At 64.0% G+C, this 25,168-nt stretch carries 22 protein-coding genes, 1 tRNA gene and 1 other RNA gene; 18 read left to right on the forward strand and 6 right to left on the reverse strand.

Going from position 1 to position 25,168, the window contains the following annotated elements; genetic code table 11:
- The first annotated feature begins 508 nt into the window (after nt 1-508).
- From AB0323_RS13130 to AB0323_RS13170, 9 genes are all read left to right on the forward strand, one after another.
- Entirely contained in the window at nt 509-931 is a 423-nt protein-coding gene (locus AB0323_RS13130) for a DUF3052 domain-containing protein (protein WP_364537936.1), read from the forward strand.
- An 11-nt stretch (nt 932-942) separates the two neighbouring features.
- Complete coding sequence (locus AB0323_RS13135; protein ID WP_364538055.1) at nt 943-1,431, forward strand: peroxiredoxin; 489 nt, start codon at nt 943-945, stop codon at nt 1,429-1,431.
- A 5-nt stretch (nt 1,432-1,436) separates the two neighbouring features.
- On the forward strand, nt 1,437-2,393 hold the full coding sequence (locus AB0323_RS13140; protein WP_366177720.1) for an NAD-dependent protein deacetylase: 957 nt from the start codon (nt 1,437-1,439) through the stop codon (nt 2,391-2,393).
- Between the two features lie 56 nt (nt 2,394-2,449).
- A tRNA-Val gene (locus AB0323_RS13145) sits at nt 2,450-2,525 on the forward strand.
- Nucleotides 2,526-2,968: 443 nt separating this feature from the next.
- The gene (locus tag AB0323_RS13150; protein WP_366177721.1) at nt 2,969-4,042 is read left to right on the forward strand and encodes a LacI family DNA-binding transcriptional regulator; all 1,074 of its coding nucleotides are present in this window, start codon (nt 2,969-2,971) and stop codon (nt 4,040-4,042) included.
- Nucleotides 4,043-4,332: 290 nt separating this feature from the next.
- On the forward strand, nt 4,333-7,239 hold the full coding sequence (locus AB0323_RS13155; protein WP_366177722.1) for a GH92 family glycosyl hydrolase: 2,907 nt from the start codon (nt 4,333-4,335) through the stop codon (nt 7,237-7,239).
- A 128-nt stretch (nt 7,240-7,367) separates the two neighbouring features.
- Nucleotides 7,368-7,907: an isoprenylcysteine carboxylmethyltransferase family protein gene (locus AB0323_RS13160; protein ID WP_366177723.1), complete on the forward strand. Its 540-nt coding sequence runs from the start codon at nt 7,368-7,370 to the stop codon at nt 7,905-7,907.
- 276 nt (nt 7,908-8,183) lie between these two features.
- Nucleotides 8,184-8,981 (forward strand): IclR family transcriptional regulator, encoded by a 798-nt coding sequence (locus AB0323_RS13165; RefSeq protein ID WP_284751978.1) that lies wholly within the window; start codon nt 8,184-8,186, stop codon nt 8,979-8,981.
- Nucleotides 8,982-9,134: 153 nt separating this feature from the next.
- On the forward strand, nt 9,135-10,490 hold the full coding sequence (locus AB0323_RS13170) for an MFS transporter (RefSeq protein ID WP_364537925.1): 1,356 nt from the start codon (nt 9,135-9,137) through the stop codon (nt 10,488-10,490).
- Between the two features lie 161 nt (nt 10,491-10,651).
- Here the strand turns inward: AB0323_RS13170 and AB0323_RS13175 are convergent, their stop codons facing one another.
- Nucleotides 10,652-11,719: a D-2-hydroxyacid dehydrogenase gene (locus AB0323_RS13175; protein ID WP_366177724.1), complete on the reverse strand. Its 1,068-nt coding sequence runs from the start codon at nt 11,717-11,719 to the stop codon at nt 10,652-10,654.
- A gap of 72 nt (nt 11,720-11,791) precedes the next feature.
- On the opposite strand from AB0323_RS13175, the gene AB0323_RS13180 reads away from it, so the two are divergent.
- The 3 genes from AB0323_RS13180 to AB0323_RS13190 are packed head-to-tail and all read left to right on the forward strand — an operon-like array spanning nt 11,792 to nt 14,561.
- On the forward strand, nt 11,792-12,703 hold the full coding sequence (locus AB0323_RS13180; protein WP_366177725.1) for an NAD(P)-dependent oxidoreductase: 912 nt from the start codon (nt 11,792-11,794) through the stop codon (nt 12,701-12,703).
- A 14-nt stretch (nt 12,704-12,717) separates the two neighbouring features.
- Entirely contained in the window at nt 12,718-13,488 is a 771-nt protein-coding gene (locus AB0323_RS13185; RefSeq protein ID WP_364537919.1) for an SDR family oxidoreductase, read from the forward strand.
- Nucleotides 13,488-14,561 (forward strand): L-idonate 5-dehydrogenase, encoded by a 1,074-nt coding sequence (locus AB0323_RS13190; RefSeq protein WP_366177726.1) that lies wholly within the window; start codon nt 13,488-13,490, stop codon nt 14,559-14,561. Before AB0323_RS13185 ends, AB0323_RS13190 begins: the two co-directional genes overlap by 1 nt.
- Here the strand turns inward: AB0323_RS13190 and AB0323_RS13195 are convergent.
- A complete protein-coding gene (locus AB0323_RS13195) occupies nt 14,558-15,292 on the reverse strand; it encodes an FCD domain-containing protein (RefSeq protein WP_366177727.1) in 735 nt (244 codons plus the stop codon). The two genes, AB0323_RS13190 and AB0323_RS13195, sit on opposite strands and share 4 nt — an antisense overlap.
- 233 nt (nt 15,293-15,525) lie before the next feature.
- Here AB0323_RS13195 and gndA point away from each other — a divergent pair, with 233 nt between their 5' ends.
- Both gndA and AB0323_RS13205 read left to right on the forward strand, forming a co-directional pair.
- Nucleotides 15,526-16,962, forward strand: coding sequence for an NADP-dependent phosphogluconate dehydrogenase (gene gndA / locus AB0323_RS13200; protein WP_366177728.1), 1,437 nt, complete (start codon nt 15,526-15,528; stop codon nt 16,960-16,962).
- A 123-nt stretch (nt 16,963-17,085) separates the two neighbouring features.
- Nucleotides 17,086-17,919, forward strand: a complete 834-nt coding sequence (locus AB0323_RS13205) for an oxidoreductase (RefSeq protein ID WP_366177729.1) — start codon at nt 17,086-17,088, stop codon at nt 17,917-17,919.
- Here AB0323_RS13205 and epsC read toward each other — a convergent pair.
- The 3 genes from epsC to msrA all read right to left on the reverse strand — a co-directional run bounded on the left by epsC (nt 17,916) and on the right by msrA (nt 20,086).
- Nucleotides 17,916-18,500, reverse strand: a complete 585-nt coding sequence (epsC, locus tag AB0323_RS13210; protein ID WP_284984325.1) for a serine O-acetyltransferase EpsC — start codon at nt 18,498-18,500, stop codon at nt 17,916-17,918. The two genes, AB0323_RS13205 and epsC, sit on opposite strands and share 4 nt — an antisense overlap.
- Nucleotides 18,501-18,550: 50 nt before the next feature.
- On the reverse strand, nt 18,551-19,486 hold the full coding sequence (gene cysK / locus AB0323_RS13215) for a cysteine synthase A (protein ID WP_364537909.1): 936 nt from the start codon (nt 19,484-19,486) through the stop codon (nt 18,551-18,553).
- 75 nt (nt 19,487-19,561) lie between these two features.
- Complete coding sequence (gene msrA, locus AB0323_RS13220) at nt 19,562-20,086, reverse strand: peptide-methionine (S)-S-oxide reductase MsrA (protein ID WP_366177730.1); 525 nt, start codon at nt 20,084-20,086, stop codon at nt 19,562-19,564.
- 146 nt (nt 20,087-20,232) lie between these two features.
- Between msrA and AB0323_RS13225 the strand changes: the two genes are divergently transcribed.
- Together AB0323_RS13225 and AB0323_RS13230 are read left to right on the forward strand one after the other, a co-directional pair.
- On the forward strand, nt 20,233-21,150 hold the full coding sequence (locus tag AB0323_RS13225) for a Nif3-like dinuclear metal center hexameric protein (RefSeq protein ID WP_366177731.1): 918 nt from the start codon (nt 20,233-20,235) through the stop codon (nt 21,148-21,150).
- 101 nt (nt 21,151-21,251) lie between these two features.
- On the forward strand, nt 21,252-21,989 hold the full coding sequence (locus AB0323_RS13230; RefSeq protein ID WP_366177732.1) for a C4-type zinc ribbon domain-containing protein: 738 nt from the start codon (nt 21,252-21,254) through the stop codon (nt 21,987-21,989).
- A gap of 128 nt (nt 21,990-22,117) precedes the next feature.
- Here AB0323_RS13230 and AB0323_RS13235 read toward each other — a convergent pair whose 3' ends face one another.
- A complete protein-coding gene (locus AB0323_RS13235; protein WP_366177733.1) occupies nt 22,118-22,882 on the reverse strand; it encodes a peroxide stress protein YaaA in 765 nt (254 codons plus the stop codon).
- Between the two features lie 78 nt (nt 22,883-22,960).
- Between AB0323_RS13235 and rnpB the strand changes: the two genes are divergently transcribed.
- Nucleotides 22,961-23,352: RNase P RNA component class A (gene rnpB, locus AB0323_RS13240), an RNA gene on the forward strand.
- 247 nt (nt 23,353-23,599) lie between these two features.
- Nucleotides 23,600-25,096: a glyceraldehyde-3-phosphate dehydrogenase gene (locus AB0323_RS13245; protein WP_366177734.1), complete on the forward strand. Its 1,497-nt coding sequence runs from the start codon at nt 23,600-23,602 to the stop codon at nt 25,094-25,096.
- Nucleotides 25,097-25,168: the final 72 nt, after the last annotated feature.

A 25,168-nucleotide genomic window follows, 5' to 3' on the forward strand; every position in this document is an offset into this window, starting at 1 on the left:
GGCAGTCTCTTCCGGATCACGATCAGGCAGCTGGGAAGTCAACCCGCTAAGGATGTGTGAGGTCTCTTCTCCTGCAGCCACGTCCAACCTCTCTTTTGGCGCATTCATCGTCGCCTCAGGTCCGGCAGGGTAACTGCCCGTCATGAACGCGGCGTGTGCGACATATCGGTTACAACAGCCCGGTCATGTGCGCCGGGCAGGTTCTGTTGAGCTCGAGCTGCGCTATTCGCGGCGGGCGGTTGCCCTGCAGCCAAAGTCTTCACTGGCCACTGTAGCTTTGTACGAGCCGCGATGCGTAGCCGCGCGGTCGTGAAGGCGTTGTATGTCACACTCAAGCTGTTACATCGAAGGCAGTTGTCGCTGCGGCCATGGCTACGGCCCTGAATGTCACCGTGGCTTTAGCCGCGGCTAGGGCGCGGATTATGGTGGAACGCGGGACAATGGCTTGAAGCACACGCCCAAAGGGTGTTGGCTTGTAGTAATCGAAATCACTTCAAGAGGAGGAAACGTGAGCGAGGCCGACGCCGCCACATCGGTAAATGTGGCGGAAAGATTGGGTTTCAAAGATGGGGATCTAATTCAGGAACTCGGTTACGACGATGATGTCGATTTCGATTTGCGTGATGACATTGAGGAACTCACGGGTTCCGAGCTGCTTGACGAAGACGATCACGAGGTAGTGGATGCGGTCATTTTCTGGTGGCGCGATGGTGATGGAGACCTTGTCGACGCACTAGTTGATTCACTGACCACCTTGGGTGAAGGCGGCGTGGTCTGGGTACTGACCCCTAAGTCGGGCCGCGACAACTACGTTTCTCCCTCGGAGATTCAGGACGCTGCTCCCACCGCCGGCCTGCATTACACTACCTCCGCAGGCGTCTCCAAGGACTGGAGCGCCACGCGGCTTGTGGCGCGCAAGAAGAACAAGTGACTCACACCAGGTTGACCCCTCCCGGACTGCGTCCGGGAGTTCCCGTTGTGGGCCAGGAAGCCCCGGATTTTGAGCTTGTGAACCAGTTTGGGGAGCCGGTTCGCCTGTCCGAGCTTCGCGGCCGCAACGTGGTAGTGGTCTTCTATCCCTTCGCCTTCTCTGGAATCTGCACCGGGGAGTTGTGCGAGATCCGCGACAATCTGGGTATTTTCGAACACGCCAACGCCACAGTTCTCGGGGTGTCCGTGGACAGCAAGTTCGCTTTGCGGGCTTACGCGGACAAGGAAGGCTATGAGTTCGATCTCTTGGCGGACTTCTGGCCGCACGGGGAAGTAGCCCAAAAGTATGGCGTGTTTGATACAGCTACCGGCATGTCGTTGCGGGGCACTTTCATCATCGATGCCGCGGGCATCATCCGCTATGTCGTGGTCAATCCGCGCGGCCAGGCACGCGACTTAGCGGAATATCGCGAGGCTTTGTCCGCACTTGGCCAGGCCTAGCGCGGATGAGCGCCCAACGGCCCGGCGTCGGAATGACCGGCTTCGCCATACATCCGCCAGCACCCACAGTTGAGTTGGATGCAGGCGAGTTGGACGTTCTGCGCCAAGCCGCCGGGATCCTCGGCGGCAAGCGGTTTGCTGTCCTGACAGGAGCCGGCCTCAGCACTGACTCCGGAATCCCGGACTACCGCGGCCCCGGAGCCGCGCCGCGGAATCCGATGACCTTCCAGGAGTTCATCGGAAGCGCCGCCAACCGGCGCCGGTATTGGGCGAGGAACCACCTTGGCTGGTCGCACCTCCGGCATGCGGACCCCAATGCCGGGCACGCCGCCGTCGCCCTCCTTGAGCGGCGCGGGCTGATCACGGGGCTCATCACGCAGAACGTGGACCGTCTGCACGAGGACGCGGGCAGCATCAATGTGGTGGACCTGCACGGCCGCTACGATCGCGTGATCTGCCTTGACGGGGGACACGTCTTCACCCGGCGGCTCGTGGCGTCGATTCTTGAGGAAATCAATCCCGGCTTCCTCGAAGCCGCGCAGGCTTCCGGCGTCGTGGAGATGGCACCCGACGCGGACGCCTCGGTGGAGGATCCCGAGCTCATCCGGTCGTTCGTCGTCGCTGTTTGTCCCGTGTGCGGGGGAACCCTCAAACCCGACTTCGTGTACTTCGGTGAAAATGTGCCGAGGGACCGGGTGCAGCGCGCCTATTCCATGGTGGACGAAGCCGGGGCGTTGCTGGTGGCAGGTTCTTCGTTGACGGTCATGAGCGGGCTGAGGTTCGTGCGGCACGCAGCCAAACTCGGCAAGCCGGTAGTGATCATCAACCGTGGGCCGACCCGCGGGGACGGGTTCGCGAACCTCAAAGTGGAAGCCGGAGTCAGCGGCGCGCTGGCCTGGCTTGCCGCCGAGCTTCCCGACTTGCTGCCTCTCGGGCAGCCGATTGGTGTTCCAGGCGAATGATCCGGTAGAGTACATGTTCGTTGGTTGAAGCGCTGAGGGCGCTGAAATCAGTGTTTGGGTCTTTAGCTCAGCTGGTAGAGCGCCACGTTTACACCGTGGATGTCATCGGTTCGATCCCGGTAGGACCCACCAGGAAAGAAGAGCCCCTGAACTGCGAATACGCAGCTCGGGGGCTCTTTTCCTTTGCCCATTAACACGACGGACGGTGAGCTTACAGGGCGTATAGCCGAACATTGCCCGTCCCCGTATTCTTGCCTGAATGAGGGAGAACGATGTGCCTGCGAGCGACGCTGACCCGCTGACCAGGCCATCAACATGGCGGAGCCTCCTGGTGCGCTCATGAGCACCGCGCGTGTGGACGACCACGGGATCATGTGGTTGGGCTACGGGACGGACGCGGCCTTGCCCGCTGTTCCCCGCCATGTGTCTGAGGTGCTCCATCCAGATGCTCCTTCCTGATGGCTACGGTTGACGTGCTTCTACTTCCATCTCCGGATACGGGTCCGCGCCGGGCCGCGCACCGCGATGAAGCGGATCGCGATGAAGCGGATCGCGATGCTAATATGCAACGCGGAATGGTTTCAGAAAAGGACGCAGGTGACGGGGTGAGAGCGGCTACCGAGCGTCCAAACGCCCGTGCCACGATGAAAGACGTCGCACGGGTCGCCGGAGTCGGCGTCGGCACAGTCTCCCGGGTCGTCAACGGCAAGTCGAACGTGAGCGAGGAGAGCATCGCCTCGGTCAACGCTGCGATCGAGAGCCTCGGATTCCGTCGCAACGACAGCGCCAGGATGCTTAGAACCGGGGCGACGGCCAGCATCGGGCTGCTGGTCGAAGATGTCGCGGACCCGTTCTTCTCCCTGCTGAACCGCTCCGTGGAGGAGGAGGTCCTCCGCCGCGATTCAGTGCTCCTGACAGCCTCCTCGGACAAGGACCCGGAGCGCGCCCGCAAGATGATCCTCACCTTCTGCGCCCGCCGGGTCGACGGCCTGGTGATCACTCTCCCCGAAGGCGGCGACGAGGAATACCTGCGTGCCGAGCTCGACGCCGGTACGAGCATGGTCTTCGTCGACCGCCCGCCGCGCGTGCTCGATGTCGACTCCGTGATCGTGGACAACCGCGGCGGCGCGCGCACCGGCGTCGCGCATCTCATCGGCTACGGGCATAGGCGGATCGCGTGCTTCACCGATCGGCCGGACCTCTATACCGCGAGCGAGCGCATCGCCGGCTACCGGGCTGCCCTCGAGGAAGCGGGCATCCCGTTCGACCCTGAACTCGTCTATTCCAGCGCGACGACACGGGAACCGGTGGACGAGCCGCTCGGGCGGATGCTGGCGTCGGATGACCCGCCGACCGCGGTTTTCGCCGGCAACAACCGCACGAGCATCAACGTGATCGGCGCGCTGCGCATCCGCAACACTTCGCTGGCGATCGTGGGTTTTGACGACTTCGAACTTGCCGACGTCGTCGTGCCCGGGATCACAGTGGTGGCGCAGGACCCGAAGGCGATGGGGCAGATCGCGGTGGGGATGCTCTACAAGCGCCTGGACGGCGATGTCTCGCCCTCGCAGAGGATCACGCTGGACACCCGTCTTATTGTGCGGGGCTCGGGAGAGCTGAGCCGCGACGCAGTGCTCGCCGCGCGCTGACGCCAGTTCGGAAGCCCCTGTAAATCCCCCTTTGACCGGTACTCATCCCGGTCGCTACGTCTCCACCGTTGACGGGGCCGAGGTACGCTCAGTAGACTCGGCCGCGTGGAAACGTTTCCACGCACTGTTATCCGCCACCGCTCGACGGCGGACGCCGGTGATGAGCGTCGATGCTCGATACCCGTGAGCCAGGTCAAGGAGGACACCCCACGATGTCAAGCCCACACGACAGTCCGGCGTTACGCCCAAGGAGCCGGAGGGGGCCACGTCGCTCGCGGATCGCGCCGGCGATGGCGGTCGCGGCCGCGCTCGCGATCGGAACTCCGATCGAGGCAACCGCAGCTCCCGCCGTCCCCGACCTTTCCAAGGAGGTCAACCCGTTCGTCGGCACCGAGAGCGAGGGCAACGCCTATCCGGGGGCGACGGTCCCGTTCGGAATGGTGCAGCTCAGTCCTGACAACACCAACACCTACGGTTCCACGTCCTACAGCCACGATGCCGGTCGCGTGTGGGGGTTCAGCCACCGGCACGTCAACAGCGCTGGTTGCCCGGCCGCCGGTGAGCTCCTGGTCTCGCCCAGCACCACCGCCACCCCCACAACCTCGCGACGGTCGACGGGCATCCAATCCCGGAGCGAGTCCGCCACAGCCGGTTACTACGGTGTCACTCTGGACAACTCCGTCAAGGTCGATCTCTCGGCCACCACCAGAGTGGGCGCGCACAAGTACACCTTCCCGGCCGGCACGACCTCCAACCTCTCGTTCAACACGGGTCAGACGCTGCGCACCGCCGGCGCGAGTTCGGTGTCCTGGGTCGATGGGACCACCCTCGAGGGCTGGATCGACAACGGCGGATTCTGCAGCGGCAACGAGAAGAAGTCCCGCTACTACTTCAGCGCCACCTTCGACCGCGCTCCGCTTTCGACGGGCACGTGGGGCACCAACGCCCAGTTCGTCGTCGGCCGGAACTCCAGCGAGGTTACCAACGGCAACAACGGTTTCGTCGCAACCTTCGATACCACGACCGACCGCGATGTCGAGGTGAGCGTCGGGGTCTCATACGTGAGCATCGAAGGCGCCCGCGGTAACCGGATCGCGGAGGCGACCTCAAGCGGCACGCGGGTGCCGTTTGACCAGATCCGCGCGAAAGCCCGCGACGCCTGGAACGCCGAACTCGGCCGGTTCGAAATCACTGCGTCCGCCGAGCAGCGCAGGATCTTCTACACCCAGCTGTACAAGGCGCTGCTGTCACCGACCATCGGCAGCGACGTCGACGGCCGGTACACGGGAATGGACGCCAAGACTCATATCGCGGACGGATGGAACTACTACCAGACGTTCTCGCTATGGGACACCTACCGCACGCAGGCGACGTTCCACGCTCTGTTCGCAAAGAACCGCACTGCCGACATCGTCCGGTCGATGTACCAGGCCCGGGTCGAGGGCGGCTGGTTCCCGCGCTGGTCGCTCGGCTCAGTCGAGACGAACATCATGGCCGGCGACCCGGTCTCGCCGTGGATCGCCGAGAACTTCACGCTCGGCACCGTGCCCGCCGATATCTCCGACCGGATGTGGGACTATCTCGTCGAGAACGCCACGACGGCGCCTCCCGCCGGCGTCGCATCCGTCGGCCGGCAGAGCGCCCCGTTCTACCTGGCCAAGGGGCACATCCCCTTCTACCCGGAGTCGGGCGGCGGCCTCGGCGGCCAGTTCGAAGAGTACCGGCACGGCGGCTCGGCCACGATGGAGTTCGCCGCCGCGGACGCCAGCATCGGCTCGGCCGCACAGCGCCTGGGCAAGACCGCGCAGGCCGCGGAGTTCCTGGCCCGCGGCACCAACTGGTCGAAGCTCTGGAACCCGGATGTCACACTCAGCGGCGGTTTCAAAGGCATCGTCAACGCCGTGACTCCCGACGGTACGTTTGTCTCCACTCCCGAGCTCTCGGATGTGACCCGGTCCGGTTTCCACGAGGGGACCCCCTGGCACTACCAGTGGATGGCGACGCAGGATGTGGTCGGTCTGCAGCAGAAGATGGGTGGTCGCGACGAATTCGTCAAGCGACTCGACTACTACTTCAACCAGCCTGCCCTCCAATCTGCTCCGGGGGTCTCGCCGAGTAGCTGGGCCGCTGGTGGCAGCACGTACTACACGAGCATCGGGTACAACCCGGGCAACGAGCCGATGATGATGAACCCCTGGCTGTACGGCTTCGTCGGTGAGCCGGCCAAGACGAACGATGTGCTCGCGGCGAACCTCAATCGCTTCCCGAACACCCCCGGCGGCGGAGTCGGCAATGATGACCTCGGCACCCTCGCCTCCTGGTATGTGATGGCCTCGCTCGGCATCCAGCCGGTGGCGCCCGGCTCCGGGATCATGGCGCTCAACGCCCCCAAGGTACAGGCGGCCACCATCACCCTTGAGGGCGGTGAAAAACTGCGGATCACTGCTGCAGGCGCGAACGAGTTGCTCCCGAGCTACATCGCCGGTGTGACTGTGAACGGCAAAGAGCACACGGCTGCCTGGGTCGACGTGGACGAGCTGCGGAAGGGTGGTCGGCTCGACTTCGCGCTGTCCGGCAGCAAGGCAGGCCTCAACTGGGCCACGGCCCGGAAAGACTGGATCCCGAGTGTCTCCGCTCCGCGCAAGGCCACTCCGGTGATCGTGCCGGGTGCGGACTTGACCGCGATCGCCGGTCGGGAGAAGACCGTCGAGGTCGCGCGGGTCACATTCGCCGGTGCTGCTGAACCCATCACCGCAACGGTGTCGTGGGCAGGGAAAGACCCGGTCGCGGCAACTGTGACCGAGGACAACGGCGCCTGGGTGATCAGTTCCACCTCGACGTTCCCAGTTGCCGGAACCGTGAGGGGCGTGGTGAGCATCGCCAGTGCCTCGAACACACCGAGGTTCTCGCCAACGCTGTTCGAGCCGACGTCGGCCAACCTCACGGTTGTGGTCGGCGCCGCACCCGTCGACCCACCGGTCACACCACCGGTCACTCCGCCCGTCGTCCTGCCGGTCAATCCGCCCGTCGACGCCGGGGTTACCGTGGTTCCCCCAACCGCCGGAAACGTTAAGGCTACGAGCGGACTGGCCGATACCGGCATGGCCCCAATGGTGTTCTCCCTGACGCTCACGGCTCTCGCCGCTATTGCACTCGGCTCGGCCCTGGTGATTCGCCGCAAGCGAGCGAACGGCTAGGAGACTGCCGAGCAAGGGAGAAGAGCCCCTGATCTGCGAAAACGCAGCTCAGGGGCTCTTTTCTTTTGTTCCGGTACGTTCGTGGCCTGATGGTTGCCGCCAATCGTTTGGCGGTTCAGAATGGCAGCATGACGGCATCCGGAGATGCAGCGCGTGAGAAGAGGCTGGCGAAAATAGGTACGGCGGTGTTCGCCGCAGCTCCGGCTACCGCCGCCGGTCTGTTGCCGTGGGTTGTGACCCGCTGGAAAGTGCGACAGCCCGTGCCCGGCGGACTGGCGGCCCAGTGCGCAGGTGTTCTCCTGATCGGCGCAGGCGCGGCCGTGATCACCAATTCGTTTGCACGGTTCGCCCTGGAGGGAATGGGCACGCCCGCACCCTTTGCGCCGCCGAAGAACCTCGTGGTCAGCGGCTTCTACCAGTTCGTGCGGAACCCCATCTACGTAGGCGTTGGCGCTGCGATCACCGGACAGGGCCTCCTGCTGGGACAGCCTAAGCTTTTTGGCCTTGCCGCGCTGGGCGCAATTCCCGTGGTGGCTTTCGTCAGGCTGTATGAGGAGCCGACGCTGGCGAGGAGGTTCGGCGCCGAGTATGAGGACTACCGTGCCAATGTTCCGCGCTGGCTGCCACGGCTCACACCTTGGCGGCAGCAGGGCCAGTGGCGTACCTGATTCGGGCCGGGGAATTGGAAGAGCTCTCCACCGCGACTATTGGGGGATGCCGCGGTGGAGAGCTCATAGATGAATATACAGAGAATTTTTGGATATGGAAAGGAAGCCGTTCTCCGTCCGGCGCGTCCCATCCCGGCAACGAGCCACTATGATGGTGGTTGTTCAGTGGATTGAACAAGCGCGATTGCCGCGGACCGGAGTTCCGCTGCCCCCGGGTAGCGATTCTGCCTGGCACGCGCCCACTCTGCGCCAGACGCACGATTGCGAAGGAGAATCATGGCCGATTCCCGCACCCCCCGTTCCGCCGAGGGATTGGGGAGCTCCTCGCCGGCGCCTGCCGTGACCCGCGCAGCCGCAGTCTTGGATGCCTTGGCGGAGGCACCTTCGGGCCGGCTGACGCTGAGCGACCTTTCGAGGGAGCTCGGGATTCCGAAGTCTTCCACGTCGAACCTGCTGCTCGCCCTTGAGGAGGCCCGGCTCATTACCCGCGAAGGTGCCGACTTTTCACTGGGCCGGAAGCTGGTTGAGCTTGGCGCCGCCTATCTCAGCAGGCTCGATGAAGTCCAGGAGTTCTACAAGTTCTGCGAGCAGGCACCAACGCTCTCCGGCGAAACCGTGCGGATCGCAATGATCGACGGCGACCACATCATCTACTTGGCGCGCTACGAAGGGCACCCGGCCGTCCGGCTCACGTCGAACATCGGCGACAAAATGCCGCTTTCCCTGAGCGCCGTCGGAAAGGTTCTCCTGGCCCAACTTCACGACCATGACATCGAGGCGATGTTCCCGGACGATGTGGAACTCCCTGTCATGACCCCGAAGTCCCTCCGGAGTGCCGCCGAGCTCAAAGCCCAGGTCGCCGCCATCCGCAAGCAGGGCTATGCCCTTGAGGACGAGGAATCCACGCTCGGCGTGGTTTGCCTTGCCGTGCCCGTGCCGACCCACGGGGCACATGGCCCCAGTCTCGGTCTCTCGGTGACAGCCCTGAAGGCCACTTTTTCCGAGGAGCAGGCTGCCCTGATGGTGAAGGAACTCAAGGAGCTCGCCCACTCGCTGGGCAACCCGATGGGGTAACAGATCCCGCCGCCCGGCGGGGTCATAAATAAATCTGATTACACCACTTGAAACTTGTCCAACGTGCTGTACGCTGTTCACTATAGTGATTCACGCCATGGCGGCTGACACTATCTCGCCAGGCCAACGGGGGTCTGGGGTGTTCTTGAGGGAGTGCTTGTGACAACTCGTACTAAGACAAAGCTTGCTGAGACGGACGGCGCAGTAGTTGAGCCGGAACAGCTGCGAAGGGCAACTCTTGCCAGCTCCGTAGGATCCGCCCTGGAGTACTACGACTTCTACATTTACGGCCTGGCTTCGGCCCTGATCTTCGGACCGCTGTTCTTCAAGCCCTTGGGTGAAAGCGGCGCATTGATCGCGTCGTTCGCCACCTATGGCGTCGGATTCGCGGCGCGGCCGTTCGGCGGTATCTTCTTCGGATTCATCGGTGACCGCTTCGGCCGCAAGATGGTCCTTCTGATGACCATTGGAATGATGGGCCTCGCCAGCTTCGCCATTGGCTTGCTGCCGACGTTCGACCAGGCGGGCATGCTCGGCGCTGTCCTCCTGGTGACGCTCCGTATTATCCAGGGCCTCGGTGCCGGTGCGGAACAGGCGGGCGCGACCACGCTGATTTCCGAAGTCGCTCCGCCCAAGCGCCGCGGCTACTTCGCTTCACTTCCGTTCGTTGGCATCCAGCTTGGAACCCTCCTCGGCGCCGGCACCTTCGCCCTGATTGGCATGGCCAACAAGAGCGTGCTTGAAGGCTGGCTGTGGCGTGTGCCTTTCCTCGCCAGCTTCCTGCTGATCGTCGTCGCAATCTTCATCCGTCTCAGGCTGAAGGAAACCCCGGTGTTCCAGGAGTTGGAGAAGCACAAGAATGTGGTGAAGAACCCCGTTGGTGAGCTCTGGAAGCACTCCAAAAAGAATGTGCTGGTGGGGATCGGGCTCCGCATGGGCGAGAACGGCAACTCCTCGATCTACTCGGCACTGCTCATCTCATTCATGTCCGTCAAGGAAGGCGTCTTCCCGGGCGACAAGTTCATCGGCCCGGTCGGTCTGTTGATCGCCGCCGGATTTGCCGCTGTCATGGTGGTTACGTTCGGTGCCTTGTCTGACCGAATCGGTCGCGTCAAGGTCTACCGCTATGGAGCCCTGTTCCAGGCAATCTTCGCGATTCCCGCCTTCTACCTGGTGACCCTCGGCAACGTGACCCTCGTGTGGGCCGTCATGGTGGTCGGCATCGCCCTCGGCGTGCAGTCCATGCTTGGCCCGCAGTGCCCGCTTCTGCCCGAGCTCTTCGGCTCGCAGTACCGCTTCACCGGCGTCGCCCTGAGCCGGGAACTGTCTGCGGTCCTTGCCGGCGGACTCGTGCCCCTCGTTGGCGTCGCACTCCTTGCCGCTACGGGCAACTCCTGGGTGGTCCTGGCGGTCTACTCGCTGGTCCTGGCGCTGATTTCGTACATCACCACCTTCTTCACACCGGAAACGGCTGGCCGCGACCTCCTTTCCCTGGAAGACGCGAAGTAGCTAGTCCCGTACCCCGAGGTACGCAAGCAGCGACGGCCCCTTCCGAAATTCGGAGGGGGCTGTCGCTTTGTTGCGCCGCCCCACACAGTAAGCCCCACACAGCAAAGCGGCCCCTCCGGAAATACCGGAGGGGCCGCCAGGACGCGCTGGTTGTTCGCGGTTTAGTAGAAGTGCACCGTATCCACGAGGTGGGGGAGCTCCCCGCCGTCGAGGAACGTACGCAGGTTGCTGACGAAACGCTCGGCAATGAGGCGGTTCTCAGCCGCGCTGAGTGCCGAGGTGTGCGGAGAGACCATGACCTTGGGATGGTTCCACAACGGGCTGTCCTGGGGGAGCGGCTCGACGGCGAAGACGTCCAGGCAGGCGTAGGACACCTGGCCGTTGTCCAGGGCTTCGAGGAGGGCCGCCTCGTCAACCACTGTTCCACGGCCCACGTTGACAAAGACCGTTCCGGGCTTCATGGCCGAGAAAACGTCGCGGTTGAAGAGCTTCTCCGTGTACGGCGTACCGGGCAGGGTGTTGACGACGGCATCGGCCGTAGCCAGGAGTCCCGCCAGGCCATCGTTGTCCGAGACCTCATCGATTCCTTCGATCGCTTCGACGTTCCGCTTGGTTCCGCTGACCTTCATGCCGAGTGCGCGGGCGATGCGGGCGGTCTCAAGGCCGATTTCGCCGAGGCCCGTGACGACCAGCTTGGAGCCGTTGACAAGTTTGGTGGGGGTCCGCAGCTCCGGCCAGACCTTCGCAGCCTGGTCCTGCGCGAGTTCCGCGCTCCGCTTGAAGCCGTTGAGGATGCCAAGGGCGGCAAACTCGGCAAGCGGAAGGGCGTGCACGCCTGCGGAGGTGGTCACCTTGAACTTCTGCAGAGTCTCGCTGTCGAGGCCGGAAGCCTTGACGGCGCCACCGGCGCCCGCTGCCATGGCGTGGATCCACTGCAGGTGCGGGTTGCTCAAGGCGATGCGGGCCAGCCCGGCCGGGTTCTCATTAGGGAAGCCGTAAAGGACCTGTGCCTTGTTCAGCATGGACCAGTAGCGCTCCTCTTGTTCCGGAGTGCGTTTGAAATCCGGATCGCCGGAATGGTCGGCCGGAAAGCGTTCCGGGGGAAGAAGTTCGGGTTCGTAAAGGACAGTAATGCCGGGATCCACTGCGCGGATACGCTCCACATGCTCAGCTTCGAGCGGGACCGCGATCGCGATGGTAAGTTCATCAGTCGTCATAGTGTTCATCATACTGAATTGCGGCTAGGATATTGAACAGTTTTTGAGAATATGAACCACAAAGAAGTGAGGTGCTAACGGGACATGACTGCCAAGACCGTAGGTTTTGTGGGACTCGGGCTCATGGGATTCCCCATGGCCGCCAATCTACTTGCCGGCGGCTGGGAAGTGACCGCCTGGAACCGTTCGGCCGAGGCGCTGGCCGAACTGGAGAAGCTCGGCGGGAAACGTTCGGAATCGGTTGCCGGGCTCCGGGACCAAGCCGTGATCATTTTCATGCTCCCGGATCTCTCCTATATCCAGGACGCAGCCGCGCCGCTGCTCGACTCCTGGCGTTCCAGCGCGCCGGTTCCGGGAACTACGATCCTCATCATGAGCAGCGTGTCTCCCACGGCCGTCCAGGAATTCGGAAGGACGGTCCAGGACGCCAGCGGCGGGAACGCCGTCGTCGTCGATGCCCCGGTCAGCGGGGGCACCAAGGGGGCGCAGGCCGGCACGCTGGCCATCATGGTGGGAGCCAGCGAAGAAGACTTCCAGCGCTCGCTTCCCGTGCTCCAATCCATGGGCACCACGGTCCGCCGCATGGGCAACCTCGGTGCCGGTTCGCTGGCGAAGGCCTGCAACCAGCTGATCGTCGGGACCACGACGGCGGCGCTCGCGGAAGCAGCCGAACTCGCCGAGCGCTCTGGCATGGATGCTTCTGCCCTCTTCGATGTCCTGGCCGGTGGACTCGCCGGAAGCCGGGTCCTGGAGATCGTCGGCCCACGCCTGGCAGCCAAGGACTACGCGCCCACGGGTCCCGCGAAGTTCATGCACAAGGACCTCAATTTCGTGCTCGAAAGCGCCGAAGCGGCCGGTGCCGCTGTCCCGATGGCGACTGCCGGCGTCGAACTCTACCGCGAACTGATTGATCAGGGCCTTGGCGACCAGGACCTCGCAGTTGTCCGCCAGGCCATCGCCAACCTCAGCGACTCTTCCCTAAGCCCCTTGAACTAAGTAAGGAATCAACCATGAGTGGACTCTTTGATCTCACCGGGCGCGTTGCGCTCGTTACCGGATCCAGCCGCGGCATCGGCAACGCGCTGGCCCGCGGATTGGCCGACGCCGGTGCGACCGTTGTCCTCAACGGGATCAACGCCGAGCGGCTCAAGGACGCGGAAGCGGCCATGGCGGCGGACTTCGGGCCCGGCCGCATCCACAGCTGTGCGTTCGACGTCACCAGTGATACCGAGGCCTCCCGCGGTGTTGCCTGGGTCGAGGAGAACGTCGGCCCCCTCGATATCCTCGTCAACAATGCCGGAATCCAGCACCGCGTCCCGATGCTGGACCTGGACGTGAAGGACTGGGACCGGGTCATCACCACTGACCTGACAAGCGCCTTCCTCGTAGGACGTGAAGCAGCCCGCCACATGATCCCCCGGGGCCGTGGCAAGATCATCAACATCTGCTCCGTGCAGACTGATCTGGCGCGCCCCACTATTGCACCCTATGTCGCCGCCAAGGGTGGACTGCGCAACCTGACCCGCGCCATGACCGCCGAATGGGCGGCCTCCGGACTCCAGATCAACGGCATTGCTCCGGGTTACATCCACACTGAGATGACCCAGAACCTCGTGGACGATCCCGACTTCAACTCCTGGATCCTCGGCCGGACGCCGGCCCACCGATGGGGCACCGTGGCGGATCTCGCCGGCCCGGCGGTATGGCTTGCCTCCGAGGCTTCGAACTTCGTCAACGGCCAGACGATCTTCGTCGACGGCGGAATGACGGTGGTCGTCTAATGAGCGATATCCAGCACACTGGCTTTCAGCTTCCCCAGTCCTCACCCGCGGTGGTGGCCCACGCCGCCGGCGACCTTCGCATCGAGGACATAGCCCTCGTTGTTCCCACCCCTGACCAGGCCGTCGTCGAGATCGCGTACGGTGGCATCTGCGGCTCGGACCTGCACTACTGGCTCCATGGCGCGGCGGGGGAATCGATCCTCAAGGCGCCCATGGTGCTCGGCCACGAAATCGTCGGCACCGTCGTCCAGCAGGCCGCCGACGGCAGCGGCCCGGCAGCTGGAACCGCCGTCGCAGTTCATCCGGCAACCCCGGCGCCGGGTGCCGCCAGGTATCCGGAAGACCGGCCCAACCTCTCGCCGGGGTGCACCTACCTCGGCAGTGCAGCGCGGTACCCGCACACGGACGGCGCCTTCAGCCGCTACGCCACCCTGCCGTCCCGCATGCTCCGGGCCCTTCCGGCCACGCTGGACTTGCGCACGGCGGCGCTTGTGGAGCCGGCCAGCGTTGCCTGGCACGCCGTCTCCCGCGCCGGTGACGTGGCCGGAAAGACGGCGCTGGTGATCGGAAGCGGTCCGATCGGCGCGCTGGCAGTAGCCGTCCTCAAGCGCGCGGGGGCAACCCGGATCGTGGCAGTCGACATGCATGACAAGCCTCTTGAGATCGCGCGGGCAGTGGGCGCCGACGAAGTTCTCAAGGGCGATGACGCAGAGGCAATTGCCGCCGTGGAAGCCGACGTCGTCATTGAGTCCTCCGGCAGCCACTTCGGACTGGCATCGGCCATCAAGGGCGCAGTACGCGGCGGGAAGGTGGTCATGGTCGGGCTGCTGCCCTCGGGACCGCAGCCGGTCTTCATCTCGCTGGCCATCACCCGCGAGCTCGAACTGCTCGGTTCCTTCCGTTTCAACAACGAGATTGACGAGGTCATTGCGGCGCTCGCGGACGGTTCGCTTTATGTGGATCCGGTGGTGACCCACGAATTCACGCTGGACCGCGGCCTGGAGGCCTTCGAGGTGGCCAGGAACTCCGCCGAATCCGGGAAGGTCCTGCTGAACTTCCAGCCGGTGGCCTAAGCCCCCGGCCGTTCGACTGGAACAAATACCCGGGGCTGGCCTTCCCAGCCCGGCGACAGGTCCGCGATGGTCTCCCGCATGATGTTGGACGAGGCCTCGCGGGCCTTGTCGCCGTCTCCGTCCCTGATGCCCTGGGCTACATCCAGATGCCATTGCAGGGCAGCTTCCTTCGGATGTTCCGGCATAAGGCCGTGAACTGTCCGGCCGGTGAGTGTCTCCGCGACCTGCCCGATCAGGTTTGCGAACATTTCATTGCCGGAACCGGAGAGGACCAGCGCGTGAAAGCGGATATCGAGGTCCAGGAAGGTGGGCATGTCGCCCGCACGGCCTGCTTCCCGCATGGCCAGGGAGATGTCCACCAGCTCGCTTCGCAGCGACTCCGGAGCGTTTTCCGCGGCCAGTTCCGCGGCTACGGGCTCGACGGCGGAGCGGAGTTCGGCGAGGGAGCGCAACTGTGCGCCGCGGCCTTCTCCAGCCAACCGCCAGCGGATGACAAGCGGATCGAAGGGATTCCAGCGATGCGCGGGGAGGACCCGGATGCCAACACGCTTGATGGTTTCCACCAGTCCCAGAGACTGCAATACCCTGACGGCCTCACGTACCACCGACCGCGACACTTTGAGTTCCTCCTCAAGGTGCTCAGCCAACATGACGTGACCGGTGGGGAGCTTACCGCCGACGATCCGGGTACCGAGGTGCTCGACCGCGCGGTAGTGGAGACTGGTTGACATAGTCGTAAGCATAGTGGCGTTGACCGCCCCGCCACTGGAAGCCCGGGCGCCGGCGAACTCCCCAGAGGACGAGCTCGCAACATAGACTCTTTTGTGACGCGGACGTTTCCAAAACGTGGGCGCAACTTTCCCAGACGTGGTCCGAATACGTATGGTTTATTCCAGCTACTGCTCTAGAAAGCGTTTCCTCGCTCCTAGCAGGACTCGATGCACAAGAATGAATTGGAGTTTTGATGTCAGCACACATCGGTGTCACCGGCCTCGCGGTGATGGGCGCCAATCTGGCCCGCAACCTGGCCCGCAACGGCTTCACCGTTGCCCTCCACAACCGCTCCGTCGAGAAGACCGACGCCCTGCTGGCCAAGCACGGCACGGACGGCGACTTCATCCGAACGGAAACCCTCCAGGAACTCGTGGACTCCCTCGAGAAGCCCCGCCGCGTCCTGATCATGGTGAAGGCCGGCAAGCCGGTCGACGCCGTCATCGACCAGCTCGTTCCCTTGCTGGAACCCGGTGACATCGTGATCGACGCCGGCAACTCGCACTACGAGGACACCCGCCGCCGCGAATCCGCGCTGGCCGAGAAAGACCTGCACTTCGTGGGCGTCGGCGTTTCCGGCGGCGAAGAGGGCGCCCTCAACGGCCCCTCCATCATGCCCGGCGGTTCCAAGGAGTCCTACGAGGCTCTGGGCCCGCTGCTCGAAAAGATCTCCGCCAAGGTTGACGGCAAGCCCTGCTGCGCGTGGATCGGCACCGACGGCGCCGGACACTTCGTCAAGATGGTCCACAACGGCATCGAATACGCCGACATGCAGGTCATCGGCGAAGCCTTCGATCTCCTGCGCTCCGGCGCCGGCATCGAACCGGCCGAGCAGTCCAAGATCTTCGCCGAATGGAACAAGGGCGAACTCGCTTCCTTCCTGATCGAAATCTCCGCGGAGGTCCTGGGCCACGTCGACGCCAAGACGGGCAAGCCGTTCGTCGATGTGGTCGTCGATGCTGCCGGGCAGAAGGGCACCGGCCGCTGGACGGTCATCTCCGCACTCGAGCTCGGCTCCCCGGTTTCGGGCATCGCGGAGTCCGTCTTCGCCCGGGCCCTGTCTTCCCAGGCGGAACAGCGCAAGCTGGGCCAGGAGCTGCTCGCGGGCGAGGAAATCGCCGTCGAGGTCCCCGAAAACTTCGTCGAGGACGTCCGCCAGGCGCTCTACGCTTCCAAGCTCGTTTCCTACGCCCAGGGCCTGGACATGCTGACCTCCGCCGCGAAGGAATACGGCTGGGACCTCAAGCTCGATGAAATCGCTTCGCTGTGGCGCGGTGGCTGCATCATCCGCGCCGAGCTGCTCAAGGAAATCACCAACGCCTACGCAGCCGAGGAGAAGCCGGCCAACCTGCTGTTCGCCCCGGCCTTCACCAAGGCGATCGCCGGCGCCCTGCCGGCATGGCGCCGCGTCGTGGCAACGGCAGTGCAGCTGGGCATCCCGGTCCCCGTGTTCTCCTCCTCGCTGGCCTACTACGACGGACTTCGCCGTAAGCGCCTCGCCGCAGCGGTCATCCAGGGACAGCGCGACCTCTTCGGCGCACACACCTACGGCCGCGTCGACGCCGAAGGAACCTTCCACACCCTCTGGGGCGAAGACAAGTCCGAGATCTCGGCAGTCGACACCCACTAGGGACCCTGCCGCCCCACTCGGTTCACGGCAAAGGCCGGCACTTCCGCGTTACTGTGGAGGCGCCGGCCTTTGCCGTAGGTACGTCCTGAAGGAAACACCATCCGCCGCACGAGGGAGTAGTCCATGCCGCAACGCGTCGCATTTGTCACAGGTGCGTCAACCGGAATCGGTTTCGAAGCCGCCATCAAGCTCAGCAAAACAGGGATGATCGTGTACGCAGGGGCGCGGCGGGTCGAAAAGATGGAGCCGCTCAAAGCCCACGGAATCAAGGTGTTGCCCCTGGACGTCACTGAGGATGACTCGATGAAAGCCGCCGTGGACCTTATCCTGGCCGAGCAGGGGCGGCTCGACGTACTGGTCAACAACGCCGGATACGGTTCCTATGGTTCCTTGGAAGAGGTGCCGCTGGACGAGGGCCGGCGCCAGTTCGAGGTCAACGTCTTCGGTCTCGCCCGGATGTCCCAGCTGGTGATTCCGGTGATGCGGGCTGCGGCTTCGGGCAGGATCATCAACGTGTCCTCGATCGGCGGCAAAATGTATGAGCCCCTGGGAGCGTGGTACCACGGAACCAAATTCGCCGTCGAAGGCCTCAGCGACTCGCTCCGCCTGGAACTGAAGCCGCACGGCATCGACGTGGCAATCATCGAACCTGCCGGCACGGACACGGAATGGGGAACCATCGCCGGGGAGAGCCTGCTGACGGTCTCCGGACATGGACCCTATCGCGAGCAGGCCAGGATCGTGGCGGCCGCCCTGGCATCGACGTCGGGAACCGCTCTTTCGACGCACCCGCGCACCGTGGCGGGCGCCATAGTCCATGCGGCGACTTCGCGAAGGCCCAGGACCCGCTACCCGGTGGGCAGGGGTGCCTGGACCATTCTGGCCCTGCGGAGGGTGCTTCCCGACCGGGCCTTCGACACGGTTTTCTGGAATGCCTACAAACGCTTTTCCGGTTAGATCCGGTACTCGATGTAGTACTCGGCGGGGTCGACGGCGGGTTTCGTTTCGCTCTTGGCATCACGGTGCCGCCACGTCGCAGGAACGCCGGTGATGATCGACTCAGGCGGTGCGTCCTTGACCACGACGGCGTTGGCGCCGATCGCACTGTCGGCGCCTATGGTGATGGGACCAAGGACCTTGGCTCCGGCTCCGATGGTGACCCGATCCCCGATGGTGGGATGGCGCTTGACCTTGGCCAAGGACCGGCCACCCAGCGTCACTCCGTGGTAGATCATGACGTCTTCGCCGATCTCGGCGGTCTCGCCGATCACCACGCCCATGCCGTGGTCAATGAAGAACCTGCGGCCGATAGTCGCCCCGGGGTGGATCTCGATCCCGGTCAGGAACCGGGCAAGCTGGGAAATGAGCCGTGCAGGGAAGCGCAGCTCAGGGTGTTGCCACAATTTGTGCGTCACGCGGTGTGCCCAGATGGCATGCAGGCCGGAGTAGGCAAAAAAGTTCTCAAAGGAGCCTCGGGCCGCCGGGTCATGTGACCGGGCGGCCTCGAGGTCCTCCATAAGTCTTGCGAAGAAGCTCACAAAGACCTTTCTACAGGAAATGAAAGAAAGCGGTTGCGCGGGGTCCGCAATCAGCCGCGAATATCGTCAAAAAGCACGGTGGAGATGTAACGTTCGCCGAAGTCGGGAACGATTGCCACGATGAGCTTGTCCTTGTTCTCCGGACGCTTCGCGAGCTGCAGTGCACCCCAGACGGCTGCGCCGGCAGAGATGCCGCCCAGGATGCCCTCCTTGGTGCCAAGGGCGCGTGCGGTGGCCACCGAATCCTCGAGGGTTGCGTCGAGAACCTCGTCATAGACGTTGGTGTCCAGGATTTCCGGGATGAAGTTCGCACCCAGGCCCTGGATCTTGTGCGGGCCGGGGGCGCCGCCATTCAGGATGGGGGAGTCCTTGGGCTCGACGGCCACGATCTGGATCTCCGGCTTGCGCTCCTTCAGGACCTGCCCGACGCCGGTGATGGTGCCGCCCGTGCCGACTCCGCCGACGAAGATGTCCACGCCGCCCTCGGTGTCCGCCCAGATTTCCTCGGCAGTAGTTGTGCGGTGGATCTCCGGATTTGCCTCGTTGGCGAACTGCTGGGCCCAGACGGAGTTTTCCGTGTTGGCGACAATTTCCTGGGCCTTTTCGACGGCACCGCGCATGCCTTCGGAGCCGGGAGTCAGGACAATCTCAGCGCCGTAAGCGCGCAGCATGACACGGCGCTCGGTGGACATGGTCTCCGGCATGGTCAGGATGACCTTGTAACCGCGCGCCGCGCCGACCAGGGCCAGCGCGATGCCGGTGTTGCCGGAGGTTCCCTCGACGATCGTGCCACCGGGCTTCAGCGCACCGGACTTCTCGGCAGCATCGACGATCGCGACGCCGATGCGGTCCTTGACGCTATTGGCGGGGTTGTAGAACTCCAGCTTCACGGCAACCGTGGCATCCAAGCCTTCGGTGAGCCTGTTCAAGCGGACCAGGGGGGTTCCGCCGATCAGCTGGGTGACGTCGTCGTAGATCCGTGCCATGTAATCATGCCTATTCTCTGAATTCGCTGAAATAGCTACTGCTGAGGTCAGCCTAACGAGCGGTGCTACACGCTGCTACGCGCGGAGCCACGAAGAGTAATATTTCCTGGCCTTGGCGAGCTTGGGGTTAATGATCACCTGGCAATAGCCTTGCTCCGGGAACTTGGCGTAGTAGTCCTGGTGGATGGATTCGGCCTCGTAGAATTCCGGCAGCCTGCTGACCTCGGTCACAATCGGCTTGGACCACAGTTTCTGGTTCCGCAGGATGGCTTCCTCGAAAAGGATCTTTTCTTCCGTGGTGGTGTAGAACATCGAGGAACGGTACTGGGTTCCGACGTCGTAGCCCTGGCGGTTGAGCGTGGTGGGATCGTGCAGTGCAAAGAACATGTCAAGGATAATGTCCGCCGGAATGATGTCCTCGTCGAAAGTCACGGCGACGACCTCCGCGTGGCCCGTCATTCCGGAGCACACATCGTAATAGTCAGGATTGCGGATATGCCCGCCCGTGTAGCCGGAAACCACGGAACTGACTCCCTTGGTCTTCTGGTAGACAGCGTCGAGGCACCAGAAGCAGCCTCCGCCAAGTACAAAAGTTTTCATGATCTCTTCAATGGCCGGGAGTCACGGATGATTCCCGCACAACCTTACGGGACTGTGACGGCGCGGACCGGCCCAGTGGCAGGAATCTCGAACCGTCCGGTTGCGGCAAGCGCGACTTGGCCGCCGGATGCGCAAGAATGTAATGCATGGAAGCTGTGAACACCTCGGTTGCAGATACAGGATCCGGCGAAGAACCGGAGAATGGCGCAGCCGGAACTCCGAAAGCCAGCACCCCTACGCTCGGTCAGGTCCTCTTGGCAGCGGAGGAGCTCTGGCCGGAATCGCTCGCCGAGGAATGGGACGAGGTAGGACTGGTAGTCGGACGGCCAACCGCCACCGTCACCAAGGTCATGTTCGCTGTGGATCCGACACTCGCCGCCATTGAAGAAGCCATTGAATGGGGTGCCGAGCTCCTCGTTACGCACCATCCTTTGCTGCTCAAGGGCGTCACCTCCGTTGCCGCCACGAGTGCCAAGGGCCTTGCTGTCCACCGGCTCATTGAGTCCGGTACCGGGTTGTTGACCGTGCACACCAACGGGGACTCCGCCGTCGGCGGCGTTTCCGATGTCCTCGCTGACGCGTTTGGACTGGACAACGTTGTGCCCCTGGCTCCTGCGGCCCACGGCCTGCCGGAAGAGGGCATCGGCCGGGTCGGCGACCTGCCCGAGGTCATGACCCTGGGAGATTTCGCCGCGCGGGTATTCGAGATCCTGCCCTCAGTGGCCGGCGGCGTGCGCGTCGCCGGGGACAAGGATGGACTCGTGCGCCGTGTGGCCGTCTGCGGGGGAGCGGGAGACAGTCTCTTCGACGCCGTCCGCGCCAGCGAGGCAGACATCTACGTCACCGCGGATATGCGGCACCACCCGGCATCCGAGGCCCGCGAAGCTGCCGTTGACGGCAGGCCGTACCTCGTTGACGTGTCGCATTTCGCGAGCGAGTGGCTGTGGCTGCCCGCGGCGGCCGAAGCGCTCGGCAATGTGCTCGCTGACCAGGGCCATGACGTCGAGATCCGGGTAGCTTCCACCAACAGCGATCCCTGGGACTTCATTCTGACTCCCGGCTAAGCGAGGCAGGGGAGCACCCCAGGCGCTAGAGTCGAGACAAGCAGGCCCAAGGCCTGGCTGGGGCTGAACATCAACCCCGGCACGATCAAGCGGAGGTAAGCGTGGCCAAGGCAGCACCGGCGGAACAGTTGAAATTGCTCGAACTGCAGGGGTTGGATGCGAAGCTCAAATCCTTGGCGAACCGCCGTCGCACGTTGGAGACCGACCCCCGCATCACCGATCTCCAGGACGCCCTCAGCGTGGCCAACGGGGCTCTCGGGACCGCGAAACTTGCCGTCCACGACGCCGAAACAGAGCTGCGCAAGTCAGAGGCAGACGTCGAGCAAGTGGCCAGCCGCATTGAGCGGGACGAAGCGCGGCTGAACAGCGGGACGGGACTGTCCAAGGATCTCGTTGCGCTGCAAAGCGACATCGCGTCGCTGAACAAGCGCCGCTCTGACCTTGAAGATGTCGAACTGGAAATCCTGGAACGCCTGGACGGACTCAGGGAGCGCCAAGCCGCGCAACAGCAGATCGTCGATGACATCCAGGGTTCTTTCTCCGGGATCCGTGCCGAGCTGGACGCCGCGATCGCCGAGATTGTTGCCGAAGAGGAGGATGTGCGCGCTCAGCGGACCGCCTTCGCCGAAGGGCTCGACGCCGGGATGCTTGCCATCTACGAAAAGACCCTCGCCAAGCGCGGGGTGGGGGCCGCCCGGCTGTTCCACGGCAAGTCCGAAGGCTCGGGAATGACGCTCAGCCCGGGCGACCTCGCCGAGGTCCAAGCCGCTGCCGAAGACGAGATCGTGTTCTGCCCCGATTCCGGCTGCATCCTGGTGCGCTCCGCCGAGTGGAACTAACCGCCTGTTTCCCACCCAACTGATCCCCACCGCCCCCCTCGCCTCGCAAGCTCGGCCAGGGAACCCTGGCGGCGTGGGCCCACGCAGTTAATGTCGTTTTCAGGGCCGTAAACGACACCTACTGCTAGTTAGTTGGGCAGGATGATGCTGAGGGTGTGCGGCTTGCGCGCCGTGCCTTCCGTCAACTCCGCTGTCCAGATTTCCGAGGCGGCCTTGAGAAGCTGTTCGGGCGTCCCCGGTGCCTTGCCCCGACGGCTGAGCAAGTGCCGGGCCAGTTCGCCGCGGGTGTGCTTGGCGAAGTGGCTGACGACCGTGCGTTTGCCATTGGACTCGGAAAAGACGTTGACGGAGACAGTCTGCGCCACGGGCGGAGCCCACGCCGCGGCGTATGTGCTGGAGCGGCAGTCCACCAGCAGCTCGCCCTCCACCCGGGAGGCGAGGGCCTGCGTAAGCTGCGGTTTCCAGAACGACGCGAGGCGCCCGACGTCGGGCAGTGCCGTTCCCATGGACAAACGGTAGGCGGGCACGCGGTCGCCGAAGCCGATGGCGCCCCACAGGGCGGATACGACGAGGATCGACTCCACCGCCTTGCGGCGCTGTGCCGCTGTCAGGGTCTGGTAGCCGAGCGCGTCGTATAGGACACCGGAATACACCTGATGGGCAGGGGCTGCGGGTTCGGCGTGGAGCCGGGTATTGCGTTCGACGTCGTCCTTCAAGGATGCGCCCACCCCCAACAGGGCGAGGGCGTCCTCATGCGCGCTGACCAGGCCGAGCGCGTCGAGCACCTTGGCCCGGTAACTGTTGAGTTCGGGAAAGCTCAAGGACTCCCAATCGAGGGCGGAGCCCCTCACCGCGGGGGTCTTGCCTTCGGAAGGCGGCAGCAGAATCAGCACCAGTCGATATTAGCCGCATTGCCGGGACCGTTGACTGGTCGGGGTGCAGGGCCCGACGCCGGTAGACTGTAGGGCGGATGGGTTGGCTAGGCGGCCGCGCGCCACGCAAGTGGCTCGAGGAACGTCCGGGCTCCACAGGGCAGGGTGGTGGGTAACGCCCACTCGGGGTAACCCGCAGGCCAGTGCCACAGAGAACAGACCGCCCGCGTTTGCTTGTGCCAGCACAGGCAGGCAGCGGGTAAGGGTGAAACGGTGGTGTAAGAGACCACCAGCTCCCTGGGTGACCAGGGAGGCTAGGTAAACCCCACCCGGAGCAAGGCCAGACAGGACACGATTGAGGGCTGCTCGCTCGAGTGTCCGGGTAGGCCGCTGGAGGGCGTCGGCAACGGCGTTCGTAGATGGATGGTCGCCACTCCTTCGCCGGCAACGGCGCGGGAGCACAGAACCCGGCGTATCGGTCAACCCATCCCTCAGCCGTGTGTGTGAGTGAATTCACGCGTTCCGGCGGCCAAAGCCTCCCGTGCCAGACCTTAGAATGGACAGTGAACGTAGAAGTTCCACCGCCGGTTCTGCGTTCGCAGCCGGCGGTTTTTCTTTGCAGCGTTTGAGGTGTCCGGGCAGACCGAAGTCCCGCCGATGCCAGTGCCGCAGGATTACTCCGGGCGGCCGCCATCTACGTACGAGGACGTATGTAGCTGACCCTAGGAAGGTAGTTCTGTGAGCCAGTCATCAGATTCTTGTCTTGATACGTGGATGGGCCGCGAAGCGCTGGCCGAGGCCATGATTCCGGTGATCGGCCGGCTGTACCGTGAGAACAACGTGGTCACGAGCATCCACGGGCGCAGCCTCATCAACAAGTCGTCGATGAACATCCTGAAAGCCCACCGTTTTGCGCGCCGGATGAGCAAGGACGAACTCCGGCTCGAGGAAACCGCGCCGCTACTGAACACGCTGGCCGAACTTGAACTCGGGGCCGCCGCGATCGACATCGCCCGCCTGAACGAGAAGTACAAGGCCGAGGCCCCGGGCACGCCCTTGGAAGACTTCCTCCGTGCCGAACTTGCCGAGGTTGTGGGGCGCCGCGGCGCGGACGACCGGACCAGCACCGACGTCGTGCTTTACGGTTTCGGCCGCATCGGCCGCCTGCTGGCCCGCCTCCTGATCGAAAAGGCCGGCGGCGGGCACGGCCTGCGCCTGCGCGCCATCGTGGTCCGCAAGGGAGCCGAGAACGACCTCGTCAAGCGCGCCAGCCTGCTGCGGCGCGACTCCGTGCACGGTTCCTTTGAAGGCACCATCCGCGTGGACGAGGCCGCAAACACGATCACGGCCAACGGTGTCCAGATCCAGGTCATCTACTCGGACAACCCCTCCACGGTCGACTACACGGCCTTCGGGATCAAGGATGCCCTCGTGGTTGACAACACGGGCCGCTGGCGCGACGCCGAGGGCCTGTCCCAGCACCTGCAGAGCAAAGGCGTCGCGCGCGTGCTGCTCACGGCTCCGGGCAAGGGCGAGCTGAAGAACATCGTCCACGGCATCAACCACTCCTCCATCGAGGACACGGACAAGATCATTACGGCAGCATCCTGCACCACCAATGCGATCACTCCCGTGCTCAAGGCACTCAACGACAAGTTCGGCGTCATCCACGGACACGTGGAAACCGTCCACTCGTTCACGAACGACCAGAACCTGATCGACAACTTCCACAAGGGCGACCGCCGCGGCCGCTCGGCTGCCCTGAACATGGTGATCACCGAAACAGGTGCGGCCAAGGCGGTGGCGAAGGCCCTCCCGGAACTGCAGGGCAAGCTGACCGGCAACGCGATCCGCGTTCCCACCCCGGACGTGTCGATGGCCATCCTGAATCTGAACCTTGAAAAGGGAACCACGAAGGATGAAGTCAACAACTACCTTCGCGAGATGTCCCTGCACTCGGAACTGCGCAAGCAGATCGACTTCATCGACTCGCCCGAGGTCGTCTCCACGGACTTCGTCGGCTCCCGCCGTGCGGGCATCGTGGACGGCCTGGCCACCATCGCCAACGACAAGAACCTCGTGGTGTACGTCTGGTACGACAACGAATTCGGCTACTCCTGCCAGGTAGTGCGCGTCATGGAGGAAATGGCCGGCGTGAACCCGCCGTCGTTCCCGGCACGCAGCGTCTCCGTTGGCCTGGAGCCGAAGGCATCGTTGGAGCCGGCAGCGGTCTAGCCTGCCCTGGCCAAGGCCGGGAAAGACACAGGGTATTCCCGGCTGATGCGCTGGTATCAGCCGGGAAACCTG

This window comes from Arthrobacter sp. NPDC080031 (assembly GCF_040702485.1).
In the GTDB taxonomy this organism is placed as follows: Bacteria; Actinomycetota; Actinomycetes; order Actinomycetales; family Micrococcaceae; genus Arthrobacter.